The organism is Massilia aurea, from assembly GCF_014200505.1.
GTDB lineage: Bacteria > Pseudomonadota > Gammaproteobacteria > Burkholderiales > Burkholderiaceae_D > Telluria > Telluria aurea_B.
This window is the reverse complement of the sequence record NZ_JACHBX010000001.1, coordinates 881,617-899,243: the sequence shown is the minus strand read 5'-3', so window position 1 is coordinate 899,243 and position 17,627 is coordinate 881,617. Positions and strand designations below refer to the sequence as shown.

16 protein-coding genes and 1 pseudogene are annotated in these 17,627 nt (G+C 51.1%); 5 read left to right on the top strand and 12 right to left on the bottom strand.

The features are described from left to right. Window positions 1–113: 113 nt before the first annotated feature. Complete coding sequence (locus HD842_RS03980; protein WP_183551227.1) at window positions 114–737, top strand: PEP-CTERM sorting domain-containing protein; 624 nt, start codon at window positions 114–116, stop codon at window positions 735–737. 55 nt (window positions 738–792) lie between these two features. Continuing rightward, the gene (locus tag HD842_RS03975; protein WP_183551225.1) at window positions 793–1,395 is read left to right on the top strand and encodes a PEP-CTERM sorting domain-containing protein; all 603 of its coding nucleotides are present in this window, start codon (window positions 793–795) and stop codon (window positions 1,393–1,395) included. A gap of 2 nt (window positions 1,396–1,397) precedes the next feature. Here the strand turns inward: HD842_RS03975 and HD842_RS03970 are convergent, their stop codons facing one another. The 7 genes from HD842_RS03970 to HD842_RS03940 all read right to left on the bottom strand — a co-directional run bounded on the left by HD842_RS03970 (window position 1,398) and on the right by HD842_RS03940 (window position 7,971). Then, a complete protein-coding gene (locus HD842_RS03970; RefSeq protein ID WP_267875151.1) occupies window positions 1,398–1,676 on the bottom strand; it encodes a RusA family crossover junction endodeoxyribonuclease in 279 nt (92 codons plus the stop codon). After that, the gene (locus tag HD842_RS24430; RefSeq protein ID WP_221290116.1) at window positions 1,588–2,010 is read right to left on the bottom strand and encodes a recombination protein NinG; all 423 of its coding nucleotides are present in this window, start codon (window positions 2,008–2,010) and stop codon (window positions 1,588–1,590) included. The genes HD842_RS03970 and HD842_RS24430 overlap by 89 nt, the downstream gene beginning before the upstream one ends. Before the next feature lie 2,186 nt (window positions 2,011–4,196). Continuing rightward, entirely contained in the window at window positions 4,197–4,538 is a 342-nt protein-coding gene (locus HD842_RS03960) for a hypothetical protein (RefSeq protein WP_183551220.1), read from the bottom strand. Window positions 4,539–4,704: 166 nt separating this feature from the next. Beyond that, entirely contained in the window at window positions 4,705–5,151 is a 447-nt protein-coding gene (locus HD842_RS03955) for a GNAT family N-acetyltransferase (RefSeq protein WP_183551217.1), read from the bottom strand. A gap of 95 nt (window positions 5,152–5,246) precedes the next feature. Beyond that, window positions 5,247–5,735 carry a GNAT family N-acetyltransferase gene (locus HD842_RS03950; protein ID WP_183551214.1) on the bottom strand — a complete coding sequence of 163 codons (489 nt, stop codon included), beginning with the start codon at window positions 5,733–5,735 and terminating at the stop codon, window positions 5,247–5,249. A 313-nt stretch (window positions 5,736–6,048) separates the two neighbouring features. Then, on the bottom strand, window positions 6,049–7,398 hold the full coding sequence (locus HD842_RS03945) for a serine hydrolase domain-containing protein (protein WP_229424587.1): 1,350 nt from the start codon (window positions 7,396–7,398) through the stop codon (window positions 6,049–6,051). 195 nt (window positions 7,399–7,593) lie between these two features. Continuing rightward, complete coding sequence (locus HD842_RS03940) at window positions 7,594–7,971, bottom strand: VOC family protein (RefSeq protein WP_183551210.1); 378 nt, start codon at window positions 7,969–7,971, stop codon at window positions 7,594–7,596. A gap of 151 nt (window positions 7,972–8,122) precedes the next feature. Between HD842_RS03940 and HD842_RS03935 the strand changes: the two genes are divergently transcribed. Continuing rightward, window positions 8,123–9,178 (top strand): serine hydrolase domain-containing protein, encoded by a 1,056-nt coding sequence (locus HD842_RS03935; protein ID WP_229424586.1) that lies wholly within the window; start codon window positions 8,123–8,125, stop codon window positions 9,176–9,178. A gap of 257 nt (window positions 9,179–9,435) precedes the next feature. On the opposite strand, the pseudogene HD842_RS03930 reads toward HD842_RS03935, so the two are convergent. The 3 genes and pseudogenes from HD842_RS03930 to HD842_RS03920 form a co-directional block, all read right to left on the bottom strand. Next, window positions 9,436–10,863, bottom strand: a pseudogene (locus tag HD842_RS03930) (IS1182 family transposase); the annotation flags it as partial. A gap of 297 nt (window positions 10,864–11,160) precedes the next feature. Further along, the gene (locus HD842_RS03925; RefSeq protein WP_183551207.1) at window positions 11,161–11,484 is read right to left on the bottom strand and encodes a hypothetical protein; all 324 of its coding nucleotides are present in this window, start codon (window positions 11,482–11,484) and stop codon (window positions 11,161–11,163) included. 769 nt (window positions 11,485–12,253) lie between these two features. Further along, entirely contained in the window at window positions 12,254–12,484 is a 231-nt protein-coding gene (locus HD842_RS03920) for a hypothetical protein (protein ID WP_183551204.1), read from the bottom strand. 72 nt (window positions 12,485–12,556) lie between these two features. Between HD842_RS03920 and HD842_RS03915 the strand changes: the two genes are divergently transcribed. Together HD842_RS03915 and HD842_RS03910 are read left to right on the top strand one after the other, a co-directional pair. Beyond that, window positions 12,557–12,796, top strand: a complete 240-nt coding sequence (locus HD842_RS03915) for a hypothetical protein (protein ID WP_183551201.1) — start codon at window positions 12,557–12,559, stop codon at window positions 12,794–12,796. A 1,010-nt stretch (window positions 12,797–13,806) separates the two neighbouring features. Next, a complete protein-coding gene (locus HD842_RS03910) occupies window positions 13,807–14,262 on the top strand; it encodes a hypothetical protein (RefSeq protein WP_183551198.1) in 456 nt (151 codons plus the stop codon). 267 nt (window positions 14,263–14,529) lie between these two features. Here the strand turns inward: HD842_RS03910 and HD842_RS03905 are convergent, their stop codons facing one another. Together HD842_RS03905 and HD842_RS03900 are read right to left on the bottom strand one after the other, a co-directional pair. Then, complete coding sequence (locus tag HD842_RS03905) at window positions 14,530–15,552, bottom strand: MerR family transcriptional regulator (protein WP_183551195.1); 1,023 nt, start codon at window positions 15,550–15,552, stop codon at window positions 14,530–14,532. Between the two features lie 271 nt (window positions 15,553–15,823). Next, window positions 15,824–16,129, bottom strand: coding sequence for a DUF6968 family protein (locus HD842_RS03900; protein WP_183551193.1), 306 nt, complete (start codon window positions 16,127–16,129; stop codon window positions 15,824–15,826). Window positions 16,130–17,627: the final 1,498 nt, after the last annotated feature.

Genomic DNA, 17,627 nt, shown 5'->3' with positions numbered 1-17,627 from the left:
TATAACAAAGTAACATATTATTGCTTTTACAAGTGCATGAAACTTATAGGCATTTCCCACTGGCACGGGAATTGCATGACGGTTGGCTCCGATCTAACTCTATCAATTACAAAATGATCAAGACCATCATCGCAATCGCAGCCGGCGCCCTTTTCTCAATGAACGCATCCGCTGGGTACGTGCAATATGAGCTGACTGGACCCGTCACAGGCACGTTTGTCCAACACGACACCGACCAGTCGATGGCGTACTTCAACTTTGACGTAAAAATTAACGGAACGCCATCTGGCTTCCGCTTCAATTTGCAGCAGCAGCACTCAGAAGGCGCCACTCAACTTACCTATGCTCAGACCCATTTCATTGGAAACGGTCCATCGAACTTCGGCATTTACAGCGATTTTGGAGGCGACCAAATGACGTACTTCAACCTAGCCTTCGCGCGTGGTGCAGACGGTAGATACAATTACGTCGCAAAGTATTCGAGCTCGATCATGTTCTCAAATGGATATGAGCAATTCGATGGTCAACATACTGGCTATGCAACGGTTGGGAAAATAAATCCTGACTTCGTCCGTAGCCTGGATCAGATGGGCGGCTATTACGACAATCTCAATACCCGCTTTGTGCCACTTTACATTGGCCCCAATGTTAGTGACATTCCTGAACCAGCGAGCCTTGCACTGCTGGCTGTTGGCGCATTCGGCCTTCTGAACATTCGCAGTCGTCGTCAAGCGTAAGAAAGCCATCGGCCCACAAGAATTTAATTTCGATCCAATATCTATAAATTATAAAATGATTAAATCAATTATCGCACTTGCCGCCGGTGCACTTTTTTCCGTCAATGCTTCCGCAGGCTATGTGCAGTACGACCTGAACGGACCGTTATCTGGACACGTCATCCAGCACGATACTGACAAGTCGATCGCATATTTCAATCTAGATCTCTCCATTGATGGGGTGGGCCGTCCGTTTCGTATGTGGTTAGCGCCTCAAGCTGGTGATGGAAGTACGCAGCTCACCTACGCCACTACTTCATTCCGCGGACAAGGGCCAACGAATTTTGGTATATACAGCGACTTCGGGGCCGACCAATACACGAGCTTGGGTGTCACTTTCTCGAAAGGAATTAACGGCGGTTTTAGCTACGTGGCAAACTATACGAGCTCGATATTTTTCATTGGAGGCTTCCAAGACTTCGCTGGTCAGCATATTGGCTCTGCCTCAGTTGGGATAGTAAATCCTCGGTTTGCTGCGGAGCTAGATGAACTTGGTGGGTATTACGACACCCTTTATACTCATATAATTCCTACCTTTGTTCCAGAGCCGGGCAGCATTACCCTGCTAGCCATTGGAGCAATAGGTTTCCTGAGCACGCGTCGCCGCTGTCAAGCGTAATCTCACTTGTGGCCCGCGATCCTATGATCCGGGCCTATCAAAACGATCGCTTGCGCCGACGCGCCCTCGCCCGCCATCACGTCGATGTGCGCCTCTGGCTTTCCCGAATACCGCTTATTGAGCTCGATGCAGACCACCTGCGCATCGTCCGCCAGATGATCCCGTTGCACCTGTCCTTCCCCCTTGAGCACGTTATCTGCCTCGGGCTTCTTCGTGACCGCGATCGAGCCGGCAGCGGCCAGCGCGAGACGCAAATTCGACCACCTCGCAGGTATCTTCATACTCAGGCTGGCCGAGAGCACGTCGCCGACCTAAGATTGAAGGCGTCCTCAAGCGTGTACTTCGCCGGCGGGTGCCCGCGCTCCAAGAACTCGAGCCGCTCGTCGCGATGCGCGTGCGCAGAGCGATGCGGTACTCGATGGCATTGCCGCCTTTGTGCTGATTGCAGGGCACGCACTGCTTGTCCGCATCGTCCTCGTGGAAGCGCAGCGCAGGCTGAGCGCCGTCCGAGCGGTAGTGGCCCGCATCTCGAATACCAGTGTGGTGCCGGCCACAGCTGATGCAGCGCAGCGCCTCGGCGCGCGCGGATGGACCGGTTGAACACGGCCTGGGCATCGGCCAGGTGCTCGGTGCGCGTCTTTAGCTTGGCCCTGGCTTCGCGGGTCTGCTTGGCGTCCAGGCGCTGCCGCTCGGCCACGGCGAACACGGCGCTGCAGTCCGGGCCGCACATCTTGTGCGTCATGTCGTGCTGTTGGAAGCGGTTGCTGTGGCGCACCCCAATGCCCGCAGCGCACAGATCAGCCGCCCCGACGGCGTAACCCGATGCATCCAAGTCAGCCTGTACAAGTTAAGCAGACAAGGGCAGCAGGGCCTGCAACCTGCTCTTCAAACACTGCTGCAGGGCGGCGCTGGCCGTTGAGGGGTGGAATGCCGGCCACAGGTGCCGCTCGTCAGCAGTCCCAGCTCCCTGGCCTGCCGCGCTGATAGGTTGGCAAGGGCAGGAACCTGTCCAAACCGGTCGGTCATCTGGCCAGCCAGCGCGGAGAAGTGCCAGGGACCAAACGCCGATGCCGGAGAAGAAGTGGCATTGGGCCGATAGTCAGCTCACGCCGCGCGTGTATCGCCGGCGGCCGGAGTGTGTGGAACCCGGAAAACTGACATTTGAATAGCACAAGCCGAATTGAATAGCGCGTTGTACAAAGAGTAGGCAGCGAGCGAATGCGGCAAGCGTTTGAAAGTATTGAGGAATCTGGCCCGCCCTGAGGGAATCGAACCATTATCTGGGGTAAACCACCTCCCGCGCAGTGTGTGAGTGAGTGACGTAGGCCCGAAACAAAGGCATCTAACGCAAATTCATAACGTGCACTCCAGTGCATATTGTAAAATTCCCACTCTTGTATGAGATGGAATCCAATGGGCTAATTCGAATTTGCTTAAACGCGCGCCCTTAGTCCCATGTGTTTGAGCACCGATTAGATAAAAGAACGATATTCAAGCTAAAGTTAGGGAAGAATATATTCGCGGCCGAAAACCTAATAGATCGTATTGATTCCCTAACCTAGGACGGCTCGTCACTCAATGAAGGATTGAAATAAAAACAATCAGGCGACGAGACCTATGAAGATGACGAGTCGCTATCGCGGTGTGGCACCTGGTTGCCAACCAAATCTTCCGCGCACTTTATATCGTGGCCTTCTGCAACGGATATGTGAGCAAGTAGCAGAAAACACGGATACAAAGTCGAAAGCAAGATGGACCGGGCTTGCCAGTGTAAAAACTAATGCGCTGACCAATGGCCCTCGAACATTTAAGCAACCTTTTAGAGCAGGCGCGGCGATTAGAGAAAATAGCCCCGCTGAACATTCTATTACCACATCAAAAATTTCACCTTAGGGAGCCTTCCTTAAATTTTGACCTTGCAGACAATTTACTGGTAAGAGGTTAACGTCAGTCTCATTGTCAGTCTAATAACATCTCAAAAAGAAGGATCTATGATCCGTACACTCTTTCAGTGTATACTAATTAGAATCGTGAAAGATTGCACTTAGCAAATACACTACATTGCCTCTTTTTTTCACAGGCTGTAGGATCGCATTACATAGCGATCAGTATGAGAACCTTCCGTTTTTTTAGACCGCCGGCAAAATTTTCCTTCTTTCACAGAGCGTAACTATTTCAAATTTACATAAGTAATTCGCAAGAGTTTGCGCACTGAACTAAATAAGGCACAAAAATGCTAATAGTTTTTCTCGACACCGAATTCAGCAGATTTCGCAACCCTGAGCTGATCAGCATCGGACTAGCGGCCGCAAACGCTGAAGAGTTCTATGCCGAAATACCTTACACGCGCTCCTCCTGCAGTCAATTCACTCTTGATATAGTAATACCACTACTCGCAGGCACTCGCCAGATTCCACCCGAAGATTTGGGTGAAAAAATATTAAATTGGCTAAATTCAATTAGAAACGATGATCTAGTAGTGCTCTGCTTCGACTCTGACTATGACAAAATTCTATTTCTAAAGATTTTTTCCGATAACCCGCCAAGATTCATAATCTTTCGCGGTATCGGCTATCGCCATATAAACGGTGCGATGCGTGCTGATTTTTACAGAAAGACCGCCTTGAGAGAGCATCATGCTTTAAATGATGCAATGGCACTTCGTTATTCCTTCTTGGGATGGCTCCGAGCAGTTCGGTAAATCGTTTGTACATTGGTAGGCTTAGAAGCGATTGGTGGTGATTTTGGGCAGCCAGCCCCTCGATCGACGTCGTTCAGAGCGGAGGACTGCATCCGTCGTACTACTGCATCGAATTCACTCCTTGTAGCTCCCAAGTTTTGCGGTCATAGCTTGACCAGTATTTGTAGATGTAAATATCTCGCCCAAATGTGAGGCTGCCGGTCAGGGATTGGCTGCCCTTCAATAAAGATCCACGCGTGGTCACTTTCAGTGGTACGGGTGAATTAGCCGGGATATGGAGAACAAACTCACCTTCACCTAGCGGCGGCGAACCAATCTTCACGACCGGAAGTGCAGAAATCATGTCAGTAGGTGCAGGAATGGCTGCGGGTGCAGGCACCGTAGTTGCGCAACCTGCGGTGAACAAAACAATTAAAGCCAGCCCGACGATGCACTTTTTCATTCCATCCTCTGTATGTCGATAAATTACTTAAACTCTACGGTATCTAGCAAATTTGTACGACCGCTTATGGCCGTTTCCTGTCTGTCGCGACCGGCTGGTTTCGACCCATAGGAGACGTTGACGGTTGACCTATAGAAATATTACCAAAACCAAATTTTTGAGAAAGTTATTGAAGCACGATCTCAGCTACCATTTCTCCAAGTTCATCGATATTAGTTTCAACGAAGCCCAGCGAAGCGTAGAACTTGCGTGCGGTGACATTATCAGGTTTGTAGCAAATGGTGATCCGGCGTGCATCTGCGAAACCTCGGATCTCCGCCAACAGCAACTCCATTGCACGGCGGCCTATCCCCTTGTTTTGGTGAGGATAGTCCACCATAAGCCTATAAATTGCGTAGTGTCCCGGCTCGTCATTGCCAGTCACGTCGTACAGAGCGAAGCCTGCTGGGCTGCCATCGCGGTAAATCGCGCGCGGCCGCCAATCGGCGTAGTAGTGCGATTGTGCGATCGAATAAGCATTACTAGCAAGGAATCGTGCCTGCTCTGGCGGCAGCTCCATGTCCATCAAAACTTCAAAATTATTGATAGTTACCGATTCCAACGTGACGTTCATGTACTTCCTCTTATTGGTCATCTATCGTTGAAACGATCCATAACTCTAACCAATCCTAAATTGTGGAATGTGCGGTTTTGGCGGAACTTGGCCGTTCACAATTGGGTGTCGACAGAAAAAACTGGACCGTGCCAACGTTCGTCGTTGAGCAGGGCCTCACTGTACTTAGCAGGCCAGAGTTTATCAAGTAGCCCAGTCCAGAAGCGACTGGCATCTAGATTTTGTTCCAAAACTCGAATTTCCCAGGAACCAGGGTTCGCGTCCATGATGGCTTTGGCGGCGAGCTTACCTACCCCTTGCCTTCTATACTTTCGAACCACAAAGAACTCGACGATGGCAAGCGTATTGCCCTGGATATGTACCTCATTATTTATCAGCGCAAAGCCTGCCCACTTGCCTTCAACGACAATGACATATGCTGACCAGTTGGGATGGATCCAAAAGTAGTCGAGATCGTAATAGCCATATCGGCCGTCCTCACCCAGATCAGTTCCGTCGATCTCGGAAAAGTCGTGCTGGTAGAGTTCCATCAGGTTTTTGACTACTAGGCGTTCCCCTAAGGCGGCAAGTCTGGTTTCGATCATCGTATCTCAATAGAAATTGACTGGTGTAGGCAGTATGTGACTGAACCCGTTCGTTCACTTAAGCGTGGCAGCTCGCCGAGGCTGGAAAAGCCACAGGTAGTCTCGACAGGCCGCTAGCGACCCGAAGCAATCCTCACTACAGCATCGCGAGGAACTTTATTAATGAAGTGTATTTCGGTTTTCAAATGTAAAAATTTCTGGAAAACGCCCATGCAGGCTAGCAACAACTCATCAGTTGCCCGCCCTCATTCGTTCGCGTTGAAGAATTGTCGCAGTCGTGAATGCAAGAAGCTGTGCACATGTTTTGTCGTAATCAAGCTGCGACGCGAAGATTTTCGTTCACTTCACCATTTTGATGGAGAACGACTTTCGCTACGGTGCCGGTCGTGTCGCGAACAAATTCCATGTGGACTAGTGTGTTCTTGATAAAGAATTCGTTGTCTGAATAAGGATGCACTGGAGTGATGTCGCCTCCAGTGCGGAGCATCAGTACCTGGTCAGCATCACGCCAGAAAGTCCGTTGCTCTAATGCATTAACGGTATAAACGCCAACGTAGGCGTCGAGCACGTTGGCGTCCAGCTTGATTTCCTTGAAGTCTTGGATCGGTTTGCCGATCGCAATCGCAGCAATTTTATGTGCGACATATCCTGGGTCCACGATGCCGAAGTCAGCGTTGCTTAGAACCGCTACGAACAGCTGGTCTTTCGGCAAGCGCAGTGCAAAGGTCTGGAAGCCATTAATGCCACCACCGTGCGCCAACATCGGTCGTTGCTGCAGCGTTCCGATTTCCCATCCATAGCCGTACGCGCAGGAGCTGCCGTCCGCCAATCTGTGCGGCGAAAACGCCCTCGTCCAATTCGCTGCGCTGATCAGCTTACCGCTGACGATCGCATTCTCCCAGCGCGCCAAGTCGTCCACGTTCGAGACCAGCGCTCCGGCTGAATATGCTTGGCTGATACTCATCGGATCGCACGGGACGAAACTGCCGTCGCAATATGTGTGCCCAGCCGCTGCCCGCTGCAAGCTCAGTTCATAGCCTTCGTAGTAGCTGCAGCTCATATCAAGGGGTAGAAATATGCGTTGTTCGACGAACTTGGCGTAAGGTAGCCCAGAAATCTTCTCAATCAGCGCTCCTAGTAAGTAGTACCCGGAATTGTTGTACTTGAAATCTGTACCCGGTGCAAATTCTAGAGGATCATTCTTGAAACTATCGATCACTTCGGCCACCGAAAGCTCGGCGGCAATGTTGGCATCAAACTCTTCCTTGTCCGTATAGCTGACGATGCCGGAAGTGTGGGTCAAAAGGTGTTCAACTGTTATCTGACTCCCTTGCTCAGGGTAGTCGGCGAAGAATTCCACTAGTTTGTCAGTAAGGGATAATTTCCCTTCCTCGATGAGCATCAGAATGGATACGGCAGTGAATTGCTTAGTAATTGAGCCAAGGCGCATTGTAGCCTCAGGCGTCATCACCTCCTGATTGGCGATGCTGGCCATCCCGTAAGCTTTGCGGAACATCGTCGCGCCATTGCAGGTGACGATAACGGTCGCGCCTGGTTCATTGACCTTGTAGAATGAGGCGATAGTGGCGTCGATCAAAGTAGCAAAACCGTTGTGAAGGGCGCTCGAAGCATTGGCCGTGGCAAGCGTGAACATTTTCGTCATTCTTTTCTGTAGTATCTAGTGTCTATAATAATGCAGTATTCAGGTATCGCTGGCGTGGCGTGGCAATCTACGTCAACATGGCATTCAATGCTGCCGTTGGTCGATCTCGGCCGTTTGCGAAGGATCGCTCTCGGCTGATTCCTGCCTGTCGCGACCGGCTAGTTTCGACCTATTGCGCTCACTCGTGTCAAGCTGTCAGGCTGTCACATTGATGACCGCCTCAATCCGATACCCCTCGGGATCGAAAACGAAGGCGGCGTAGTAGCCTTCGCCATACTCCGGCCGGGGTCCTGGGGCGCCATTGCATCGTCCACCGTGGCGCAGCGCGGCGGCATGGAATTCGTGTACCTGACTCCGTTCAGTGGCTGTAAAGGCCAGATGAAAGCCTTCGCCAGGAACGATGACTTGCTTTGCACGTTTCAAGCACAGCTTATCGTCACCTCCCTCATACCCGTAGCCCACGGCCTCGTTGTCAGCGAAGACCTGGGTGTACCCCAATGGCCTTAACACCGCGTCATAGAAGGCAGAGGTCCGGTCTAAGTCAGAGACCGCAATAGACAAGTGATGCAGCATACTTTCCTTATTTGATAAGTCTGTTGGCCGAACCCGACCGTTGAGCTGAGCATAGCAGGTCACCAAGGCGGAAAAGTCGCAGACTGTCACGAAGGGCAGACATCAACCAAAGCAGTCGTCGGTGAAGTGTTTTTTCGATACCAAAGACGCCTTGGCACGTACAATTTCGGTTTTATCTCAAAAAACAGGCCGGGACCGCATGCAAAAACTTTTAAAATATTACAGCGAGTTGGAAGCGATCTTGCCGTCGCAGGGACCGGGTTTCAGCGCCGCGATCCTGTGCGCAGGAGAAACGTTATTTGAGCGCCATCATGGCCTTGCTTCATTGGAACTTAAAGTGCCGTTGTCGCGCGACTCGGCATACTACCTGGCATCGGAATCGAAGCAATTCACGGCGGCCTGCGTCATGTCCTTGGTACACGAAGGCGCGATAAGTCTTGATGACGACGTTTGCGCACATTTGCCAGAGTTGACCAAATTCGAGCAACCCTTTCCGTTGCGAAGTCTGTTAAATCATAGCAGCGGGATTCCAGATTATTTCCAGTTCCTACAGTGTCAGCTTGGACGGCACGAAGCTGACTACTTCAATAACGACATCATCCTGCAGTTGATTTCTCGCATGGACACAGTGGAGTGTCCTGCACAGACTGAACACCGGTACAGCAATAGCAACTACATCCTTCTAGCCACTCTCGTCCAGCGATTGAGCGGCATGACGTGCAAGGACTATGCTAGGAAGACGCTGTTCGAGCCGCTCGGCATCCAGGAAATGACATACGATGACGATCGCTTTGATGTCATAGAACATCGGGTGTTCAGCTATGAAAGTGACGCGGCGCGTTCTTTTGGGTACAAACAGCATTTGGGTAATGCCAACACGGTTGGTGATGGCGGCATTTATGGCAGCACCGCTCAGCTGCTACTGTGGGAAGTCGAATGGCATCGCCAGTGGGCCGACCATTCAAGCCTGCTGCATGCAATGCTGCAACCGTCCCCCTTTTTGGATGGAACAGTGCCTGACTACCGATTTGGATTAGAGATCACGGAAAGGTTTGGGCAGGAAGTTGTGTTCCATAACGGCGGTCTTTGGGGATTTAACACGCTGATTGTTAGGGTACCCCAGTCCCGTATATCAATAATACATTTGGCCAATTGCCAAAATGCTGAGCCGGACATGGATCGAATCCTCTCTGCAGCACTTACCTAGGTGTAGGAAAGTCAGCTAGACCATTCTCGTATGGACCTTCTCGGTGCAAGGCATTACGCGTCATTCGCTACGACTGCTTTTGGCCCAGGCTGTGTAAAAACTTAGAAGTAGGCCTTGGCAGGAGAACTATACCTGCCGATGCATTTTGTGCGGCGCTTTAAGAAACTCAGGGAGCAATGCCGTGTTTTTGAGGTTACTGACCGGATCAGCAAGGTAATCGCTCCAAATACGCGTTGCAGGTCCAATAAAAAGGCATACGCCCTAATCGCTTCCATCATGCCAGCGACCCCAAGCAGCGACATCAACCGTTTGACGTTATAGGCGAGCACGTGCAGGCTCATTTCGGTCTTCACGCGTTCCAGTCCTTTTGTCAGGAAGTGCGTTGCCCCCATCCAGGACTTGATGGTCCCGAATGGATGCTCGACTGAGCAACGCCGGATCCGCATGGCATCTGGGCTCCGTTCAAGCTGCTCCTGCATGTCGTCGAGCAGGTCTTGGTGCTCTCAGCGCGTCACGCGGCGCTGCTGGCTAGGCGTGCACCTGTCCTTGAGCGGGCAGGTCTTGCAATTCGAGCTCCAATAACGGTTGAGCGTCATGCCTTTTTCAACGCCGGCGAAACGCCAGATCAGTGCCTGACCCGCCGGGCAACGGTACTCGTCCTTCTCCCGGTCATAGACGAAATCTGCCTTGTCGAATCTGCCGTCGGCCTTGGCGTTGGATGTCCTGGTAGCCGGCACCAGCACGGCAATCCCGGCTTGCTTGCACGCCAAAATTTCCTCGCCCTTGAAGTAGCCGCGATCAGCAATTGCAGTCAGCGACTCTGTCCCGATTGCGGTGCGAGCCTTCTTTGCCATTCGCGACAGCTGATCGCGGTCGTTGCCGATGTTGGTTACCTCGTGTTCGACGATCAAATGGTGCTTGGCGTCGACTGCGGTTTGCACGTTGTAGCCGACGAAGCCTGAGCCCCGCGTCATTATGGAACGAGCATCTGGATCGGTCAGCGAGATCTGCGTTTCGCCAGACTCCTCCAGCTTCGCTTCAATTTCTCTAAGCGCGGCCATCTGCAATTTCATCGCTAATATCTTGTCGTTAAGTCGGGCGCTACGCGCTTGCTTTACCGCCGGCTCCTGCCTGTCAGCCGTGTCCAGTTCCGCCAAATAGCGGCCGATATTGGCCTCGATTTCTTCCATCCGGCGCTTGAGCTTTGCTTGGGTAAAGTTGCGGTCGCTGCTGTTGACTGCCTTGAATTTGCTGCCGTCGATCGCCACAACCGCGTCCGAGAACAGGTCCAGTTGCTGGCACAGCACGACAAACTGCCGGCACACATTTCGGATCGCTTTGCCATTATCTTTGCGGAAGTTCGCGATCGTCTTGAAGTCCGGCGCCAAGCGTTGCGTCAACCACATCAGCTCGACATTGCGCTGCGCTTCGCGCTCGAGCCGACGGCTCGATTGGATGCGGTTAAGGTAGCCATAAATGTAAAGTTTGAGAAGAACGGCGGGATGGTAAGCGGGCCGGCCCGTCTTTGCTGGTTGCACCCGAGTGAAGCCCAGGAGGCCAAGGTCAAGTTCGTCCACGAATACATCGACCACCCGCACTGGATTATCTTCGGCCACGTAGTCGTCCAAGAGTTCAGGCAACAGCGTGCCTTGGCCACGATCCTCGCCTTCAATAAAGCGCTTCATTTTGCATCCGTCTTGATGAGATACTGGCTTAACGTTTACCAAACGACGTCCGTTTACACGAAGCTACGTTTTTACACAGCCTGGGCCGATAGCGGCCTATTTCCTTAAGCTTACGCGAACATTTTTGTAAAGGAAAAGCGTCAACTTTATAGCGCTGGTCACCCCATGCCGACGGCTGAGCGGCCTATAGTGCTGACGACGGCGCGTGGCAGGCTTGTGATATAGAGCGGATGCGCCAGTATTCGAAGTGCGCAGCTTTCCACGCGAAGATGGTCCAGGACTGGCCGAGATAGCGCGCTAGGTCTCGGCCAGGCCCACAGTGCGGGTGATGGCACGACGGGTGGCGGCGCCGGCGTCGTCACCATGCTGCTCGCCTACCCATTCCAGATCAGCACTCATCGCCAGCGTGGCCTGCTCGTGTACGTAGACCTGAAGTCGGCGCCTGACGAGCAAGTCGAGCGCGTCGCCGCCGAATATGAGCGGATTCCAGCAGTGCACGACCGAGCCGTCGCTGAAGTGAAGGTTAACATAGCCCTCGCCGTCGATCACTTCAACTCGCACAGCGCCGATCGCGCGCGCCGCTCGCTCCCATAGCACAAAGTCGGCGTCCGGAATGTCCATCCTAGACCGTTGTGGCGGGTCCTCAAGGCCGCCTACCATCTCGTTGTCCGTCGTCATCCTTTGCCAAGTTTGATTTATACGGCCCCAGGGCGACGTGGTCCGCCATCACCTAGAACGCGCTGCACCACGTGCAAAGGCGTCTGCTGCTGGAGAACACGCAAGCCAGCCTCGAGCCCAAATACGGACGCGACATTTACTGCTAAGTCGACATAGGTAGCGGTGAGGTAATCTGTTCGTCTGTCCATAGACAGAGCATGGCACTAGGCGCAATGAAATGGCCACAAAAAGCAAGTCGATGCAGGATCACGGAAGGTGAGCATTCTTGTCGCCAGCTCGGGTCATCTCCCAATAAAAGCCATACCACTCATCCCCATCGAGGTACTCCTCCCTCCGTCCACAAACGCCGCAACGGCGGCGTTTGTGGTCATCGGAAATTACCCATTCGTGGGGAGGGTTCAACCTCCTAAATAGCGCGCGAAACATCTTTTCTCTCGTAAATTCTGTACCCGGGGAGCATAAGTTCGCCGATGCATATTGACAATATCTATCTATTCGAGTCACTAATAGTTGTATTCACTGGTCATTAGTTGTTGTCAAAACGTCGCTTCTGAACAGTGTGAGTTGGTTGCGTGCATGAACTGTGCGAGGGCGCAACCTCTACACTGCAATTGAAGATGCTGATAAAAGCATCCTTCGATAGCGCACTGGCGGCGCCGTGCGTGGCAGTTGAGTGCCTGCGCTGACGACTACGATGCGCGGCAGGTCTGCGCTATTGGGTTTCTGCGCCGAGATGCGAAGCATGCGAAAACAATTCAGGCCTGGCTGCAGTAGCGCTGCGCCGTGGTCCGCCGTCGATCAAAACTCGCTGTATCAGCGCTGGCGCAATACCTGTGTCGTGCAGCAATTTTACGCCATCACTCAGGCTAAATGCTGCCGCCACGTGAATTGCAAGGTTGACGTGAGCAGCAGTTATACGGTCGAGTCGCGGAATTGGATTCATTTATTTTCGGCTGAGCGTAAATAGAGGCAGGGGTCAGTATGATACACTGTATGGATGAACAGTACTCCTGCCATGCGGTTCAAACCCGAGCTCACCAATGACGATCTGAAAGCGATCTACGATCGCAACCCGGGATCCTCTGACGTGCGCGCGCTATTGTGGGAGGTGGCGCGGCTACGCGCGCTAGCGCTTCCTGCGCATGACTATTTTTGCCAGGGCTCATCGTCAACCGCGCTCATCCTGGCCGACTCGCTGCGCACGATGCTCGAAAACAAGCTAGTGATTCACGAGCAGTCGCGCCTGAAGGACTGAATTGCTGCGCTATTCAACGCAACCACTTTCAATCTAATCAAGCACTTATACGGCGACAACCAGTGAATCAATAGCGCAGCCCAGGCTTGCAAGGTTTTGATTAATTGGCACAAATAAGCGTTGGAGCATCTAACTTCTAAACTGGCTTTCAGCGCAAGTAAGTAGATCCGGGACCCTCAACTTCGGCGCTGGTGAAGGCACCAATATCCGCGTTTGCAATGACTGAACGCACTCCAGGGGACGCTCACTTAGATCAAGAACCGCACGTGCTAAGTTCCAAGGGCAGCTTTCGACCCAAAAGGAGCCGTTAGACGTCTAGTCAGTAACAATGACGCCACCATAATTTGAAGGTGCGTTCTTATCTGGCCATCGTAAGTCGACCATTGGTTTATCTGTACATAGTGAGTTGGCGATAAATTTTCCGCTAGGGACTCCACGGCACTCCCATCTTATGTCGCCTCCATGTGCGATACCGTCCCACGCGACGTCGAAATCGGTCGCTAAAGGTACTCGGGGTTGGTCACTTATCAGATCGGCATATGGCGAAATTGCCGCCGCATTTTGAGTCCAAGGGGACTTGGTTGCAATAGCCGAGCTAGCCTTCCTGACCTGATTTTCTTCGTTGGCACAGCCAGCTAGTACAGCGAATACCACGTACGCAAAACGCGTCTTCAAATTTCCTCCCGTAGTCAAGAGCGTAGATGTCCCGCTGTGGCCGAACGCGGCCGTTTAAGTCAGCTTAGCAGGTTGCCTGGCTTGAAAAAGCACTGACTGTCACGACAGGCCGGTACCGACCCATAGCAGCCGTTGACGGGCACTGGCGTCAATCCCTTCGTTGTCAACAAGCTACAAAGACTTAGCTCAAGCTTAACGTCGAGCACCGTAGCGAGGTTCGTCTTTGCCCGCGCTGGAGTGCGTTAGATAAGTTTGCTAAGGTTCATGTTAAAGAATAGAAGATGTAGTGACACTTTGGTCCGCAGATTCTTCTATTGTTCTACATGGAGTTTTGCATGCAAATTAAACGTAAGAAATTTTATTCAGTTTCCATATTTATCGGGATTCCCTCAGTAATATTATTGCTTGCAACGTCGTTTTCTCCTGCGTCTAGAGCCGAAGATTTCCCAAAAAAACCTGAGCTTAGTTTAAATCGGACTTACAGCGGGCCGACATTACTTGAAAAAATTGGCCTCAAGGCGACTCGCCCACTCAACACCAGCGAGCTCTCGCGACTAAAAATAAAAGAAGGCCGTCTGGTTGAATCTGCAGAAGGTATTTCAGGCATAGCAGGTGTTCGGTCCGATGATATTTTAATCTCGATAAATGGTCGCGATACGCGATTCGGGAGTATCACAAATCTGCCTGATGATTTCCCGACCACTATCGTTCTATTGATTATTCGAGCAAACGAGCGTATTCCTGTAGCTGTACAGCTGCCGCCTACTAATCGGTCCCTTTTTAAAAGGTAATCCAACAATCACTTTGTCCGTCATAAGAATATATGCAACCATGACCTGGTATGTATGGTGTTTGTATGCTTATCACCTCAAGGGGCGACGCCGCGCGTGACCGAGCTCGGCAGTTTGCGTTAACCTAAAAGGTTGCCGGGCTAGAAAAGTCACTGACAGTCTCGACTGGCAGCTGTCGACTCACACCGGACGTCGCACTTTATAAGTACATCTGCATGGATGGGATTCGAAAAGCTTTCGAAATAAAGAATCTCGCAAAAAGATACTTTAAGAAACATGAATGCTCGCAATCATACCTTGGGTGCGTGCACGTACATCCGGGCTAGCCAAACACGAGGCAATATATTCGTATCCTGCACTCCCCCGATAAGGAAGTACGCGTGTCGGGGGGCTGTGATTTGCAAGACATGAGTAGATCGCCTCGTCATATCCAACGGCGTCCAAGTCTAAAATGGTTGAGGACCGCGTTATTAGAAAGAGAGGGGGGCTGCACTGTTGAGCTCGTCTGCGCAAATACCGGATCAACGCTCCTTGGCTTGCTTCGTCAAGATCGTCTTCGATTAAATCGACAACCAAAATGGCTGCAGCACTGCTTTCAAGTATTTGAAGCAAATTTGTCAGGGTCACTGTTTGCATAGCCCCTTCTCCTACTAGCCATGTTATGGCTTGACTCACTCGTTCCTGGGTGTTGGAGTGCTTTTCATGCATTCCGTTGAGCACTTGTGGGCTTTTCCATTGCTGTGGCTCAATAAAAACGCCGCCAGCTAATGCATTCGCGATGCAGTGAGCAAACACTGTTTTACCACTACCTACTGGGCCAACAATGTAATTTAAGGGGCGAACATTTCTTATTTCAAATTGTTCACCTCCCCAAGGCCATGGGAGTAAGAAGGTGAGACTAATTTTGGGCTCAGGATTAAGTAGAATACTGAGTTCTTCCTTGCTTGGTATACGCCCCAGCGCAAGACCGGACTGGAGGCTACGAACCTTTTCCATACGCTGAATTAATCTACCCATCTCTTCGTTAAGAAATGCATCGTGCGACAGTAGCGCGGACTGGAGGCTTTGTGGGTCCCCATCAAATACCTCTGCGACCTGCGAAAGACTGAGGCCAAGGTTTCTTAACGCCACTACTTTAGTAGCACAGACCATATCCTCAGGACTATAGGCCCGATACCCTGCGGAGGTACGTTCAGGGTTAACTAAGCCCTTCTGCTCATAGAGCCTCAATGCCTTCGTAGATACGCCCAGTTCACTTGCAGCTTCAGAGGAATTCAATTTTTTGACCATAGGGTTCGGCGAGTTCTGCTTAATCGTGCAGCTATCTTAAAGCCATCCCCAAGGGCAGGGTCAACAACAAACTTCGATTCAGCTCAGGTTCAGCACTGGCTTTCTACGTCCGCTTCTGGCCGGACCCGGTCGTTCATCTGAGCATATCAGGCCACAAAGGCGGAAAAATCGCGGACTGTCACAAAAGGCCGGATACGACCCAGAGCAGACGTAGCACGACGGAATGTGCTGCGAACTAACAGAACGGGGTGGATAGCTTAGGTGGAGCTTCTTATCCCCAGTGGGGAAGAAGTTCATCAGGTTCCATCCGCTCATCGCCGAACCAGGAAAAACGCCATCCCATTGCAGTTTTGAAACTTAGTTCTACCCAGAACATCTCCACTCCCATCTGAAGCGCGTGCCGCTGGTCCACGCCGTACGCAAATCGATCCTTGTCTTGAATTCCTTCAAAGCTAAGCTGACAGTGCCAAGCTTGATCAGCAGTGACCTCTGGTGCGAAGACACCAATGAGGACTGAAAACTCAGACCCTTGAGGTGGATGCACCATACACTTGCGGCTTATAAATAATTCGGTCATTGAGTCGTCTAGATTATTAGCACTATACCAGTTGCTTTAGTGTTATAGCACTATACCAGTTGCTTTAGTGCATTTTTAGCTTTTTAGCCAAAGCTTACTTGACATTGTCGCAAAGAAAGATTCAGCTTGCGAGCGCGCTGATAGCGCCAAGTCATCAGTCGGGCGCCATAGCGTCCGCGATTACAATAGCGCGATAAACTTGAGTAATCGATCTGCTAACCCAGCATGCTACGTGCACGGCTTCGCACGTGACGACAGTACAAGCGCGTTATTAGTGGCATGCATCGGACCACCCTTGAGTAATACACGCTGAAAAATCTGGATATCGATCCCCATATCTCGCGCTACTTCAACGCCTGCTGCCCATCCAAATGCAACTGAAACTGCCATGGCCAAATCGACTTGGATGCTAGTAAAGTGATCGATTCGATTTTCCATTAGTCAATACTAACGTTTCGGTGTAAGACGTGGCGCAATTGTCAAGATGATCTAAGCATGACCGAATTAGGCGCTGTGTCGTACCGATGCCTATGCACGTAACCACTGGCGAAGTTTAGTAACAACTTAGGCAGTACCTGACCAGCTTATAAACTACTCAGGCTTGAAGCTTGGCTCATCCATAACAAGGTTCCACAAGGTGTTTTAGGAACTACGAATCGGGGTGTGATAGGTCCGCTTCTACCCAAATCTAGCAAGCCGCACGGGCATAGTATGTTGCTAATTTGAAATTTTCCGACAGACCAAGCAGGCTGCAGACGAACAAAATCAGCTTCAAATCATGATAGGCATGCAGTTTGTAAACTACGGCCACACTTTATGTCTGGTAACAACTGATCGTGCGTACAGTGTCGATGCCCATTGTTTTTTGTACAATGCTTTTTAGATGGTTTTCTGGCGCGCCCACACTGAAGAACTGATGCGGAGACAGGGCTATGCTTCATATGCAGCTTATCGATCGCAGACTCAAAGCACGTGTCGACTATTCCTCAGTGGCAACGAGGCAACATTTAGTACTCTGCTTCAACGAAGCGCTCGGACCGCCTAGCAAAGCTGACCTATCAATACAACATGCCTTTCTTCAAGGGACGATGATACCGGGAGAGACACAGCTTTTCATAAGCACGTGTGAGTACGTAATCGGTGTTGTAGAACGGAATTCTGATCAAGCTTGAATTACTTATAAATTACTTTGGTCGGAACTGAAAAACAGTGCGTTTAGGTTCTGTTAGTTTTTTGCAACATTTTATTTGTTGGATTTGGTTGTAGGTCATGGCTGCGCAACCGCTAGCTCGATCGATCGATTATTCATTTGTGCGGGATCGATCACGAAAAATAAGCCTAGTTACCCTCCCTGGACAGGACGGGCATGGCAAACGCTCAATTTTTAGTAGCAGATACAATAATTTTTTTACCGTAAAATCGATACGTCGTTATACGGTGGTTCATTTCCTAGTGAAATGTTTTATCTTAGGCGTCAATAGCCAGTGAAGCTGACGGA